Source organism: Pelomonas sp. Root1217, assembly GCF_001425705.1.
Classification (GTDB): domain Bacteria; phylum Pseudomonadota; class Gammaproteobacteria; order Burkholderiales; family Burkholderiaceae_C; genus Pelomonas.
Window position 1 is genome coordinate 750,581 of record NZ_LMDC01000001.1, and the last position, 12,393, is coordinate 762,973.

A 12,393-nucleotide genomic window follows, 5' to 3' on the forward strand; every position below is an offset into this window, starting at 1 on the left:
GACAAGCCCCATGTCAGCGATCTATCCCCCGGCCTCGGCCGCTGCGCCCGCTTCGGCGGCGGCGCCCGACCGCATCGAATTCAGCCGCCTGAAGGCCATCCTCGTCGGCTCCCTGGGCAACCTCGTCGAGTGGTACGACTTCTACTGCTACGCGGCCTTCTCGCTCTACTTCTCGTCGTCCTTCTTCCCCTCCAGCGACCCGGTTGCTCAGTCGATGTCGACGGCGGCCATCTTCGCTCTGGGCTTCTTCATCCGGCCCGTCGGCGGCCTGCTGTTCGGCTACATCGGCGATCGTCACGGCCGGCGCCTGGCGCTGATGGCCTCGGTGCTGCTGATGTGCGGCGGCTCGCTGCTGATCGCCTGCTCGCCCTCCTATGCCGCCGTCGGCGTCTGGGCACCGGCCATCCTGCTGTTTGCGCGCCTGCTGCAGGGCCTGAGCCTGGGTGGTGAGTACGGTTCCAGCGCCACCTATCTGTCGGAGATGGCGACGTCCAAGCACCGCGGCTTCTATGCCAGCTTCCAGTACGTGACGCTGATCGGTGGCCAGCTGACGGCGCTCGTCGTGCTGCTGGTGCTGCAGAACTTCGTGCTCGACGCCGCCCAGCTCAAGGCCTGGGGCTGGCGCATTCCCTTCTTCATCGGCGCGCTGCTGGCCATCGTCGCGCTGATCATGCGGTCCGACCTGCCGGAGACGCAGGCCTTCAAGGCCGAGAAGCAGCGCAACCAGGACCGCATGGGCGGCTTCAAGCTGCTGCTGCAGCACCCGCGTGAATGCCTCATCGTCATCGGCCTGACCATGGGCGGCACGCTGGCCTTTTATGTCTACACGACCTATATGCAGAAGTTCCTGAAGCTGTCGGTGGGCCTGACGGACGCGCAGACCACGGCCGTCTCCGCCGCCAGCCTCGTGTTTGCGGCGCTCCTGCAGCCCCTGTACGGCGCGCTGTCGGATCGCATCGGCCGCAAGCCGCTGCTGCTGGGCTTTGCCGTGCTGGGCACGATCTTCACGGTGCCGCTGTTGACCGCGCTGCGCCACGCGCAAGGGCCGTATGAAGCCTTTGGCCTGATCGCCTGCGCCTGGCTCATCGTCAGCGGCTACACGTCCATCAATGCGGTCGTAAAGGCCGAACTCTTCCCCGCTTCGATCCGCGCCACCGGTGTCGGCGTGCCCTATGCCATCGCCGTGTCGGTCTTCGGCGGCACCGCCGAGTACATCGCGCTGTGGTTCAAGCAGCAGGGCATGGAGAGCGGCTTCTATTGGTACGCTACTGCGGTGATCGCCTGCTCGCTGCTCGTCTACCTGTTGATGCGTGACACGCGCCGGCATTCGCGAATTGATGCCGAGTCTGTTCATCACTGACCACCCGAAGAAGATGCCCCGCTGGCAACGCAGCTTCGCGCTGCTGCTGGCGGTGGTGCTGGGCGGCGCCGCGGTGGCCTACGCCGCATGGCGGCTGTCACTGGACCTGGCCCTGGCACAGACCCGCGACGATGCCCAGCGCCATCTGCGCTTTGTCGCCCACGAGCTGACCGGTGCGCTGGACAAGTACGAGGCCGTGCCGCAGGTGCTGGCCCGCCACCCCGCGCTGGCCGGCCTGCTGGCCGAGCCGGCGTCCAAGACGCAGCAGGCCGCTGTGAACGCCCTGCTCGAAGGCGTGGCCCACGATGCCGCGGCGGCGGCCATCTTCCTCATCGACGCGCGGGGCCTGACGCTGGCCTCCAGCAACTGGCGTGAGCCGCAGACCTTCGTCGGCCAGAACTACGCCTACCGGCCCTATTTCCGTGACGCGATGGCGAGCGGCGGCGGCCACTTCTATGCGCGCGGCTCCACGACCGGCACGCCAGGCTATTTCATCGCTCATCGGCTGGCTGGTGCGACTGCAGGTGTCGTCGTACTCAAGGTGTCGCTCGACGAGATGGAGGCCAACTGGGCCCGCAGCGCTGGCGAGCTGATGCTGGCCGATGCGCGCGGTGTAGTCTTCCTGGCCAGCCGGCCGGAGTGGAAGTACCGCACGCTGCAGCCGCTGTCCGATGCCACGCGCAAAGAGCTGCATGACACCCAGCAATACGGCGACCTGCCGCTGCCCGCGCTGGCGCGCGAGCCCTCGCGGACATCGACCGAGCTGCGCATCGAGCGCATCGCCACTGCGGCGAAGAAGCTGCGCGCCCTCGTCACCGAACAATCCGTCCAGGGTCGTGGCTGGACGCTGCTGTCTTTCACCGAGATCCGCGGCGCCGAGCAGATCGCCACCGGCCGTGCCTGGGCTGCCGCCTTGGGCTGGGTATCGCTGTTGCTGACCTTGGCCTACCTGCAGCTGCGCCGCCGTCGCGCCCGCGAGCGCCTGGCCGCGCAGGGCGAGTTGCGCGCCGCTTACGACAGCCTGGAGACGCGCATTGCCGAGCGCACCCGCGAGCTGCAGGCTCGGGTGGACGAACTGCACCGTACCGAACAGACGCTGCGTGCCACGCAGGACGACCTCGTGCAGGCCGGCAAGCTCGCCGTGCTGGGCCAGATGGCCGCCAGCATCACGCACGAGATCAACCAGCCGCTGGCGGCGCTGCGGGCGCTGAACGACAACGCCCGCGTCTTCCTCGAACGCGGCATGCAGGCCGACGCCGAGACCAATCTGCAGTCCATCGACAGCCTGACCCAGCGCATCGCTGCCATCGTTGGCCAGCTCAAGGGCTTTGCCCGCCGCGACGAGTTGCGCGTGCAGCCGGTGGTGGTGGCGGAAGCCTTCCAAGCAGCGGTGGCCCTGGTCAGCGCCGAGGCGCGCCGCCAGCGCGTCAGGCTTGATTGCCTGCCCGTGCCCGAAGGCCTGGCCGTGCTGGGCCAGCAGGTGCGTATCGAGCAGGTGCTCGTCAACCTGCTGCGCAACGGCATCGACGCCAGCGCCGAGAAGGGCGGCGGCACGGTCACGCTGCAGGCCGAGGTCGATGCCAGCCAGGCGCTGCTGCGCGTGAGCGACGACGGCCCCGGGCTGAGCGACGATGTGCAGGCGCGCCTCTTCGAGCCTTTCTTCACGACCAAGCGCCGCGGTGACGGCCTCGGGCTGGGCCTGTCCATCTCGGCTTCCATCGCCAACGCGCTGGGTGGCTCGCTGCAGGGCGGCAATCGACCCGAGGGTGGGGCGCAGTTCATCCTCAGGCTGCCCATCACACAATCCCCGCATGGCCGCGCCTGAACCTACCGATGTGCTGCTCGTCGAAGACGACGAGCAGGTGCGCCTGGCCACGGCCCAGAGCCTGCGCCTGGCCGACCTGCGGTGTCACGGCGTGGAGTCCGCCGAGGCGGCGCACGCCTGGCTGCAGCCGGGCTTTGCTGGCATCGTCGTCTGCGACGTGCAACTGCCCGGCGACAGCGGCCTGGCGCTGCTGCATGCGCTGCGCGCCCGGGACCCCGAGCTGCCCGTCATCCTCGTGACCGGCCACGGCGACATCGGCATGGCGGTCGAAGCCATGCACGATGGCGCCTGGGACTTCATCGAGAAGCCCTTCTCGGCCGAGCACCTCGTCGAGGTCGTGCGCCGCGCGCTGGCGCAGCGCCGGCTGGTGCTGGAGAACCGGCGGCTGAAGGCCCAGCTGGCCGGCGGGCCGGCCGACGGCCTGCTCGGTGCCAGTGCCGCGATGGAGCAGCTGCGCACGCTGATCGCCACGCTGGGCCCGGCACGCGTGGATGTGCTCATCTACGGCGAGACGGGTACCGGCAAGGAGGTCGTCGCCCGCGCGCTGCATGCGGTCAGCGGGGCGAGCGGCGCCTTCGTCGCCATCAACTGCGGCGCCCTGCCCGAAAGCGTGTTCGAGTCCGAGATCTTCGGCGCCGAAGCCGGTGCCTACACGGGCGCAGCCAGGCGCCGCATCGGCAAGCTGGAGTTCGCGGGTGACGGTACCGTCTTCCTCGACGAGATCGAGTCCATGCCCATGGCCCTGCAGGTCAAGATGCTGCGGGTGCTGCAGGAGCGCAGCGTCGAGCGCCTGGGCGCCAACACGGCCGTGCCACTGGCCTGCCGCGTCGTCGCGGCCACCAAGGTGGACCTGCTGGAGCTGGCCAGGGAAGGGCGTTTTCGCGAGGACCTGTTCTACCGCCTGGACGTGGCCACCATCGCGCTGCCGCCGCTGCGCCGGCGCCGCGAGGACATCCCGCTGCTGTTGAGCCACTTCTGTGTCCAGGCTGGCGAGCGCCTGCAGCGGCCGGTGCCGGCGTGGAGCGCCGGCCAGGTGGCGGCTTGGGCAGCGCGCGACTGGCCCGGCAATGTGCGCGAGCTGCGCAACTTTGCCGAGCGCTGGGTGCTCGGTCTGGTCAGCGAAGCCACACCGCCCAGGCTGCCGACGCCCAATGAGCCGGCCGCCCTGCCGCAGGCGCCGCTGGACGAGGCGCTGGCTTCTGTTGAGCGGCAGTGGATCGTGCAGGCCTTGCAGGAGTGCGGCGGCAATATCGCCAAGGCCGGCGAACGCCTGGGCCTGGCGCGCAAGACCCTGCACGACCGCATCCGCCGCCTCGGTCTGGACGCCGACGCCTATCGCTCGAGCTGAGACGCCGCCTGTCGCCGCCGGCTGCAGACTGTCGCGACCGTTGGTCGGTGCGTCGCCCGAGCCCGGCGCCTGGCGTTTCCGGACGATAGGCTGCCGCGCATTCCATCAAGGAGATCGTGATGAGCCAAGGGAATTTGCGCCGCCGCGCCGCCGGCCTGTTGATGGCCTGCCTGATGACGTCATCCGCGTGGGCGGGTGACGACAAGGGTTTCAGCATTGGGCTGCAGGGCAGCGCACATGCCACGCTGGCCGACGTCGGCCTGCCTGGCTACCCGGGCGCCACGCTCTCCGGCGAAAGCCACGGCGACACGCCTGCCGCATCGCTGGGCGCCTGGGCCGGTTCCTTCGGCCTGCGCATCAACGTCATGAAGTTCCAGGTTGCCGACTCGCCGGTCCGCGTCGCCACCTTCTACGCCAAGGCATTGGGCAGGCATGGTGCGGTGCTGGATTGCCGCGAGCCGGCCGCCCGCGTGAAGCCGCCCAAGGATTCGGACACGCTCGCCTGCGAGGAGGGTGTGCCTCCGGCCGGCGAGTACGAGTTCCGCGCCGGCACCGCCAAGCAGTTCCGCGTCGTGCACATCAGCCCGCACGGCGATGGCGGTGCCCGCTTCGAGATGGCGCGCATCGCTTTGGGCAATTAGGGCCTGTCAGTCCTTGCCGCCATCCAGCAGTGCATCGCGCAGCTGCGTGTCGGCCGGCGAATCGCCGAACCAGATGCGCAGCACCAGCGTGAAGAACTCGTCGTCACCGACCGGCTCGCCCTGGGCCTGGCCCGAGATATAGAACTGCGTGCCCTTGCCCGGCACGAAGTCCATCGCGAAGGTGTCACCCGGCAACAGCTTGGGCTTGCCCGAGAAGATCTCGATGAGCCGGTTCGTGGCCAGCGTGTGCCGGGTCAACTGCTGGCTGGGCGTGTTGTCGCTGATGCCGCGCAGGAAGAGCCGGCCCAGGTCGGTGCCGGGCAGTTCACGCAGTGCGGTGAACTGCAGCCGCTTGGCGCCCGGCAGCGCAAACAGCTCTGCCGCCGTGCTGACATGTTTGCTCGTGTACAGGCCCATGTCGTAGGCCTTGAACACGAGGCGCACGCGCGTGCCCTTGCCGTTGAGCTGCAGCGTGCTGCCGCCCAGCTGGACCGTGGGTGCGAACTTGCTGACCGTGGGCGCGGCCGTGGCTTGCAGGCACAGGGCCGTGCCGGCGATCAATGCGGCGCCGCGGGTGCGCGCCACCAGCATCTGAAGCTGAGTCATCTCTCTCCTCCAAGTGGAATTTCTTCTCGCACCCGGCTGTGCGGTGCGGCGTCGGCATTCTGGGGGCAGGAGGTGACACCGTTGTCAACGAGGGAGGGCTCAGCCTTCGGATTTCAGGCGTGAATCCTCACCACCCGCGCGGGCCGGCCCACGGCCTCGCGGGCGCGCAACTGGCCGCAGCCGCCTTCCACGTCCTGGCCGGCCGAGTCGCGCAGCTTGGTCAGCACGCCGCGGCTGCACAGCTCGGCGGCGATGGCCCGCGCGCGTTCCCAGCTCGGCCGCGTGAAGGGCAGGCCTTCGGCGCTGTTGAAGGGGATCATGTTCAACAGGCCATAGCGGCCCTTGAGCAGGCGCACGATGCCGTCCAGCTCCTCGGACCCGTCGTTGACGCCGTCCAACAGCGTCCATTGGTACTGGATGGGATAACCGCTGGAGCGGGCATAGGCGTCGGCCGCCTCGACGAGTTCCTCGGGCGTCAGCCGCGGCGCACGCGGCAGCAGCTCGGCGCGCTTGGCGGCGTCGGTCGTGTGCAGGGACAGCGCCAGGGCTGGCTTCACCTCGGCTTCGTTCAGCGCGGCGAAGGCGCGTTCGTCGCCCACCGTCGAGAACACCAGCTGCTTGTGCGCGAAGCCACCCTCGCGGCCCAGCAGCGTGATCGCATCCAGCACATTGGCGAGGTTGTGCGAGGGTTCGCCCATGCCCATGAAGACAACCTTGCGCAGCTTGGGGTTCTTGCGCCGGGCCAGCACCACCTGGGCCACGATCTCGGCGCTGCCGACCTGGCGGATCAGCCCGTCCACGCCGGTCATGCAGAAGCGGCAGCCCACCGCGCAGCCCACCTGGCTTGACACGCAGACGCCGTCGCGTGGCAACAGCACCGTCTCCACCGTCTGGCCGTCGGCCAGGCCCAGCAGCAGCCGAGCCGACTCGCCATCGCTGCCGGCGTGCTCGCTGCGCAGCGTGACGAGGCTGTCCAGCTCCGTCATCAGCCCCGGCAGCACCGCCATGACCGCCTTGGGCAGGAAGCCCTGCAGCGGCCGCTTACCGCCCTGCAGCGGCAGGCTGTGCAGCCAGTGGCGCAGCACGCGGCTTTCGTGGTCGGGGTTGGCGCCGAGCGCACGCAGGCGCTGGCGGAGGTCGGCAATCAGCATGGGAACGGAGGTGACAACAGCCCGCGATTGTCGGCGCTATGCTGGATCGACCCTTTTGACGAGGAGACACCATGGCCAAGCCCGAGAACTGCACTCCAGAGGAATGGGCGGTCCGCTGCGACCTCGCGGCCCTGTACCGCCTGGCGGCACTGCACGGTTGGGACGATCTCATCTTCACGCACATCTCGGCGCGCCTGCCCGGCCCCGAGCATCACTTCCTCATCAACCCCTACGGGATGATGTTCGAGGAGATCACGGCCAGCAGCCTCGTCAAGGTGGACCAGACCGGTGAGAAGGTGGCGCCCAGCGACTACAACGTCAACCCGGCCGGCTTCATCATCCACAGCGCCGTGCACGAGGCCCGCGAGGACGCGAAGTTCGTCATGCATCTGCACACGGTGGCCGGCGTGGCGGTCAGCACGCAGCGCGAGGGCCTGCTGCCGATCTCGCAGCACAGCCTGTTCCCGCTGGCGTCGCTCAGCTATCACGACTACGAAGGCGTGGCGCTGAATCCTGACGAAAAGGTGCGCCTCGTCGCCGACCTCGGCAAGGCCTCGCTGATGATGCTGCGCAACCATGGCCTGCTGACGCTGGGCCATAGCGCGGCCGACACCTTTCTGAAGATGTTCATGCTGCAGCGCGCCTGTGAGATCCAGATCGCGGCCCAGTCGGGCGGCGGCGAGCTGATCCGCATCCCGGCGCAAATCCTGGCCGGCATCCGCGCGCAAAGCGACAAGGTCATGCGCGGCTCGGGTGCCGAGCTGGCCTGGCCCGGGCTGCTGCGCCGCCTGGCGCGTCAGAACCCGGGCCACGACAGCTGAGAATGGCGGGGATGACGAATCCCCGATTCTTTGCGTTGGTCCCAGCCGCAGGCATCGGCGAGCGCTCCGGCGCCGGCATGCCCAAGCAATACGTCGAGATCGCCGGCAAGCCCATGCTGGCTCACACGCTGGCCGCCCTGGCCGCCGTGCCGCGCCTAGCGCAGACCCTGGTCGTGCTGTCGCCCGAGGATGACCGCTTCGAGGCAGCGCTGTCCGGCTACGCCGGATGGGTGGCTCGCGCCGGTGGTGCCAGCCGGGCGGAAAGTGTGCTGGGAGGCCTGACCGAACTGCGTCGGCGCGGCGCAGTCGATGAAGACTGGGTGCTGGTGCACGACGCCGCCCGCTGCCTGCTGCGCCCCGAGTGGGTCGATGCGCTGATCGACGCCTGCGAGCACGACGACGTCGGCGGCCTTTTGGCCCAGCCGGTGGCCGATACGCTGAAGGCGGGCGATGCCGACGGCCGCGTGACCGCCACGGTCGACCGCCGCGACAAGTGGGCTGCGCAGACGCCACAGATGTTCCGTCTTGGCCTTGTCGAGAGGGCGTTGACCGCGATGGGCGCCGCCGCGACCGACGAGGCCAGCGCCGTCGAAGCGCTGGGCCTGGCGCCGCGGCTGGTGCGCGCGTCGATGGCCAACTTCAAGGTGACCTGGCCCGAGGACTTCGAGTTGGCTGAGCGCTGGCTCAGCTCGCGAGCCTCAGCTCCAGGTCCTCGCCACTGAGGAAGTCCCCATTGGCCGGCACGTCCAGCCCACGTTCCAGCCTGCCCTTGAGCTTGAGCTTGGCTGCCTGCTCCGGCGCGATGCGCAGCCGCAGTGCGCCGGGCGTGACCTGGTGGAAGAGGTAGTAGCCGTCGGCTGAACTGGTGGTCGTGGCGATGACCTCGTCCTTGCCGTTGACCAGTTCCACCTGCGCGTCGCCGATGCCGCGTTTCTTGCCGCCGGCCTCGACCAGATAGATGGTGCCCTCGACCTCGGAGCTCAGCACGACCGGGAACTCCAGCTGCTCGATGCGCCCGGGCCGCGGCAGCACGCGCACGCCGGGCGTCAGCGGCTTCCACTGCGGGTCCTCCAGCGTGGCGGGGTCCAGCGCAATGTCGGCATAACGGCCTGGCGCCAGGCGGTTCAGCAGCGCGACGCCGCCGGCATCGGTCAGCCGCGGGTGGCGGCCTCCGCCGTTGAGCAGGAAGCCGGCATTGGCGACGAAATCTTCGCCGGGGTCGCGGATGCCGTTCATGTTGCGATCGACAAAAGCGCGCGCCGACACGGCGCCACTGCCGGCCAGCGGCTGGCCGTCGAGCTGCCAGCGGCCGCTGCGCGGGTCGCGGTCGAGGGCCACGAAGAGCTGCAGGCCCATGGCGAGTTCATGCTGGCTGGAATAGCTCGCGCTCATGGCCAAGCCGAAGCTGCCGAGGTTCTTGCTGAAGCCGCCCGACACCAGCGTCAGGCCCGAATCCATGCTGCGCAGCAGGCCGGCGTTGATCTGGTAGCCGTCGGCGAGGTTGTGGTCGGCGCTGATGGCGACGGCCTGCAGGCTGGCGCCGGGCTGCAGCCGGTACATGAGCTGGGCGTTCAGGCCGACGTCGGCCACGCGTCGGCTCAGCTGCAGCGCGCCGTCGGTGGTCGTGAAATCACCGCTGCGCTGCCAGCGCAGGCTGTTGGACAGGGCCGTGCCCCACAGCATGAGCGAGGTGCGCAGGCCGAGCTGGACATTGGACGGTCCCTGGTCCAGCGCATTGCGCACCGCGTTGAAGTCGATCATGACGCGTGGCAGGCCGCCAAGGCGCACACCGCCCTGCAGCCGCAGCTCCTGGCGCTGGCGTACGCCGCCGGCCACGTCGGCGAACTGGTCGTTGATGAAGCCGCCCTGGCGCTGGGTGTGCAGCAGGTCCAGCGCGAAGCCGCCCAGGCGCGTCTTCATGCCCAGCTCACCCAGGGCGCCGCCGCCGCGCATGCCGGTGAGCTGCGAGCTGAGGATCATCGAGTCGAGATAGGCCAGCAGTCCGAGCTGGCCGTAGTCCAGCGCCTCGGCGACGACGCCGGCCACCAGGCGCGGGCGGCGCACCAGGCCGACCTTGCCGGTCAGCTTCTTGCCGATGCCGATGTCGGCCTGGGCGACGCTGCGCACCGAGCCGTCGTCGGCGACTTGCGAGGCCAGCGTGTAGAACACCTCGCCGGGCTTCACGCTGGCCTGGTCGAGCAGGAAGCTCTGCTTCTCCACGCGCAACTGCCCCAGCGGACCGTGGAAGACGAGGCGGAACTCGTTGGCGCCGAAGGACAGCGGCAGGTCATCGAAGGCGTAGAGGCCGTCGGCACGCGAGGACTGGTAGCCCAGCAACTGGTCGTTGTAGTACAGCGTCACGTCCCAGCCCGGCGGAAGGTCGCCGCGCAGGCTGTGGCGGTCGAAGCTGTTCGGCTGGTCCAGCGGCCGGTTGCTGACCGACACACCATTGCCCTTGGCGCTGCCCTGCATGACGTTGCGCACGCTGGGCAAAGCCAGGTTGCCCAGGGCGACGGAGCGCGCCCGCAGCGGCCCGAGCAGGCCGGCATCCGGGTCGTTGCGGGCCAGCGTCAGGCGCAGGTCGGGCGTGGCCTTGTCGTGGGTCTTGAGTACATAGGCGGAGCCTTCCATGCCGAGCAGGTCGCTGGTGATGTAGGCCGTGTAAGCCGCCTTGTACTGGCGCGAGTTCTTGCCGCGGCGCGCGTCGGCGCCGAAGGATTGGTCGATGGAGGGCACGTCGACCAAGCCGGGTGTGGAGCGTGCATAGGGGTAGTTCGGCCGTTCGGCGGGTTGCAGGCCAGCCAGGGCCGCGGCCAGGCGCTCGCGCTCCAGCCTTTCCTGCAGCGGCAGCTTCTCGCGCGGGACGACCTTGAGCTTGAGGGTCGCGAGGTCGACCTGCAGGTCCATCGGCAGCCAGCGCGTCAGCAACTGGCGCGACACATAGATGTCGTCGCCGACGATGCCGGCCAGGCGGGGCTCGAAGTTCTGTTCACGGCCGCCGAGGCTGACCAGGGACTCGGCCAGGTTCAGCGCAAAGCCGCGCTCGCCGGGCAGCCGGCCGTCGGCGCTGCCGCGGTCGGGCTTCACCTGGACGGCCAGCATCAGCAGGCGCGACAGCTCACCCAGCGGCAGCAGGGTCTGCGTGCCGTCCTGGTAGGCGGCCAGGCTGTCGGACACCACCTGGCCATCCAGCACCACCTCCAGCACCAGCAGGTTGGTCTCGTCGATGCGGCGCGGGCCTGTTGGCCGAGAGGGTGGCGTTGGCGGCGCGGCCGCGACGCTGTCGCGCGCGTGCAGGCGCAGCTGCCAGTGCGGCAGGTCCACGGCCAGTTCCAGGTTCAGCCAGCGCGCCAGCAACTGCGTCGACACATAGATGTCGCCGCCAATGGCCTGGGCCAGGCGCGGCTCGAAGGACAAGCGCCGCTCACCGATGCGGATGGTCGACTCGATCAGGTCCAGGCAGAAGGGCTCGCCTGAGCCCGGCAGCGTGCCAGCGGCGCGGCCCGACGCGGTCTGCACGCGCAGGTCCAGCCCGAGCAGCCTGGAGACGGCACCGAGGGGCAGCAGTACCTGGTAGTCGGTCCGGTAGGCGTCGAGCGGCGCGGTCTGGCTGCGGCCGTCGACTTGCACTTCGAGCTGGCGCAGCGGCACCGGCGCATCGGCAGCGCGGGCCAGCAACGGCGCAACCAGCAGGGCTGCAGCGACGGCGCGCTGGAGGATGCGGAGTGGAGCCATGGCGCCGAACGGCGGGCGCCGGCCCGTCAAGGGAGGTTGAGGCTGGTCTCGGCCAGCAACTTGCCGCCGGACTCCGGCCGCTCCCGCAGCGCGAGCTTCAGCGTGCCGGCGGGCAGGGCGTTGCCGGAGGGCAGCTGCAGCGGCAACTGCACACGCCGGGCCGCGTTGGGCACATAGACGGCCACGCCGCCGGCGCGCGCGACCTCGAAGGTGACGCCGGCCGTGGTGGTGAAGGTGGCGACCAGGTCGCCGTAGAGGGATCGGTTGCCCTCGCGCTTCATCTGGAAGGACAGGGTTCCGGGGCCAGCCGTCGAGCCCGGCTGAAGAGCGAGCTCGGAAAGCTCGGCCCTGGCATGCGTCTCGCCCTGGCGGACGATGACCGGGATGGATGCGCCGACCAGGGCCTGGATGACGATGCCGACGTCCTTGCCCTCGCGCTTGGCCACATCCTCGACGCTGCTGGCGCCGGTGGCCTCGGCCACGCGGTCGAACTGCAGGTGCGAGCGGTATTCGCCAGCGGCGAGGTCGTCGGGCTTTCTCAGCAGGATGCGCACGATCTGCGAACCGCCCGGCGGGATGGTGACCTGACGCGGTGAATAGCGCAGCATGGCGTCCGCGAACTGCTCGCCAGGGCCGGGCGCGTCGATGGCGATGAACTCGCCGTTCGGGCCCATGCGGCGGTTGACGAGGTTGATGCGGTAGGTCTCGGGCGTCTTGCCCTGGTTCATCAGCTCGACCTGGGCGGCGCGCTGCTGCTTGTCGAAGACGATGCGCGTCGGGAACAGCATGAGATCGGCGAAGGCGGCGCGCGACAGCACCAGCAGCCCGAAGGCCGCCAGCAGGGAAAGCTTGGGTGTTGCACGCATGCCGGCATGGTCGCCAGGACTTGAGCGATGCAAAGCTCAC

Annotated in this window: 10 protein-coding genes; 6 read left to right on the forward strand and 4 right to left on the reverse strand. The window is 69.5% G+C overall.

Annotation, left to right across the window (positions count from 1 at the left end; all coding sequences use genetic code 11):
- Positions 1-10: 10 nt before the first annotated feature.
- From ASC95_RS03425 to ASC95_RS03440, 4 genes are all read left to right on the forward strand, one after another.
- Positions 11-1,360: an MFS transporter gene (locus tag ASC95_RS03425; RefSeq protein ID WP_057296356.1), complete on the forward strand. Its 1,350-nt coding sequence runs from the start codon at positions 11-13 to the stop codon at positions 1,358-1,360.
- Positions 1,338-3,185 carry an ATP-binding protein gene (locus tag ASC95_RS03430; protein WP_057296357.1) on the forward strand — a complete coding sequence of 616 codons (1,848 nt, stop codon included), beginning with the start codon at positions 1,338-1,340 and terminating at the stop codon, positions 3,183-3,185. Before ASC95_RS03425 ends, ASC95_RS03430 begins: the two co-directional genes overlap by 23 nt.
- Positions 3,172-4,533: a sigma-54 dependent transcriptional regulator gene (locus ASC95_RS03435; RefSeq protein WP_057296358.1), complete on the forward strand. Its 1,362-nt coding sequence runs from the start codon at positions 3,172-3,174 to the stop codon at positions 4,531-4,533. Before ASC95_RS03430 ends, ASC95_RS03435 begins: the two co-directional genes overlap by 14 nt.
- 119 nt (positions 4,534-4,652) lie before the next feature.
- Positions 4,653-5,174, forward strand: a complete 522-nt coding sequence (locus ASC95_RS03440; protein ID WP_057296359.1) for a hypothetical protein — start codon at positions 4,653-4,655, stop codon at positions 5,172-5,174.
- Positions 5,175-5,180: 6 nt separating this feature from the next.
- Here the strand turns inward: ASC95_RS03440 and ASC95_RS03445 are convergent, their stop codons facing one another.
- Both ASC95_RS03445 and ASC95_RS03450 read right to left on the reverse strand, forming a co-directional pair.
- Positions 5,181-5,780 (reverse strand): chalcone isomerase family protein, encoded by a 600-nt coding sequence (locus ASC95_RS03445; protein ID WP_057296360.1) that lies wholly within the window; start codon positions 5,778-5,780, stop codon positions 5,181-5,183.
- Between the two features lie 113 nt (positions 5,781-5,893).
- The gene (locus tag ASC95_RS03450) at positions 5,894-6,931 is read right to left on the reverse strand and encodes an RNA methyltransferase (protein WP_057296361.1); all 1,038 of its coding nucleotides are present in this window, start codon (positions 6,929-6,931) and stop codon (positions 5,894-5,896) included.
- Between the two features lie 71 nt (positions 6,932-7,002).
- On the opposite strand from ASC95_RS03450, the gene ASC95_RS03455 reads away from it, so the two are divergent.
- Together ASC95_RS03455 and ispD are read left to right on the forward strand one after the other, a co-directional pair.
- Positions 7,003-7,752 carry a class II aldolase/adducin family protein gene (locus ASC95_RS03455; RefSeq protein WP_057296362.1) on the forward strand — a complete coding sequence of 250 codons (750 nt, stop codon included), beginning with the start codon at positions 7,003-7,005 and terminating at the stop codon, positions 7,750-7,752.
- Positions 7,753-7,763: 11 nt separating this feature from the next.
- Positions 7,764-8,474: a 2-C-methyl-D-erythritol 4-phosphate cytidylyltransferase gene (gene ispD, locus ASC95_RS03460; protein WP_057296363.1), complete on the forward strand. Its 711-nt coding sequence runs from the start codon at positions 7,764-7,766 to the stop codon at positions 8,472-8,474.
- Here ispD and ASC95_RS03465 read toward each other — a convergent pair.
- Both ASC95_RS03465 and ASC95_RS03470 read right to left on the reverse strand, forming a co-directional pair.
- A complete protein-coding gene (locus ASC95_RS03465) occupies positions 8,437-11,487 on the reverse strand; it encodes a hypothetical protein (protein ID WP_157255932.1) in 3,051 nt (1,016 codons plus the stop codon). The genes ispD and ASC95_RS03465 overlap by 38 nt on opposite strands.
- A gap of 26 nt (positions 11,488-11,513) precedes the next feature.
- On the reverse strand, positions 11,514-12,353 hold the full coding sequence (locus ASC95_RS03470; protein ID WP_057296365.1) for a molecular chaperone: 840 nt from the start codon (positions 12,351-12,353) through the stop codon (positions 11,514-11,516).
- Between the last annotated feature and the right edge of the window lie 40 nt (positions 12,354-12,393).

Coding starts and splice junctions, on each gene's coding strand:
- ASC95_RS03425 (WP_057296356.1), top strand. CDS start 11: ATGTCAGCGATCTATCCCCCGGCCTCGGCCGCTGCGCCCGCTTCGGCG.
- ASC95_RS03430 (WP_057296357.1), top strand. CDS start 1,338: ATGCCGAGTCTGTTCATCACTGACCACCCGAAGAAGATGCCCCGCTGG.
- ASC95_RS03435 (WP_057296358.1), top strand. CDS start 3,172: ATGGCCGCGCCTGAACCTACCGATGTGCTGCTCGTCGAAGACGACGAG.
- ASC95_RS03440 (WP_057296359.1), top strand. CDS start 4,653: ATGAGCCAAGGGAATTTGCGCCGCCGCGCCGCCGGCCTGTTGATGGCC.
- ASC95_RS03445 (WP_057296360.1), bottom strand. CDS start 5,780: ATGACTCAGCTTCAGATGCTGGTGGCGCGCACCCGCGGCGCCGCATTG.
- ASC95_RS03450 (WP_057296361.1), bottom strand. CDS start 6,931: ATGCTGATTGCCGACCTCCGCCAGCGCCTGCGTGCGCTCGGCGCCAAC.
- ASC95_RS03455 (WP_057296362.1), top strand. CDS start 7,003: ATGGCCAAGCCCGAGAACTGCACTCCAGAGGAATGGGCGGTCCGCTGC.
- ispD (WP_057296363.1), top strand. CDS start 7,764: ATGACGAATCCCCGATTCTTTGCGTTGGTCCCAGCCGCAGGCATCGGC.
- ASC95_RS03465 (WP_157255932.1), bottom strand. CDS start 11,487: ATGGCTCCACTCCGCATCCTCCAGCGCGCCGTCGCTGCAGCCCTGCTG.
- ASC95_RS03470 (WP_057296365.1), bottom strand. CDS start 12,353: ATGCGTGCAACACCCAAGCTTTCCCTGCTGGCGGCCTTCGGGCTGCTG.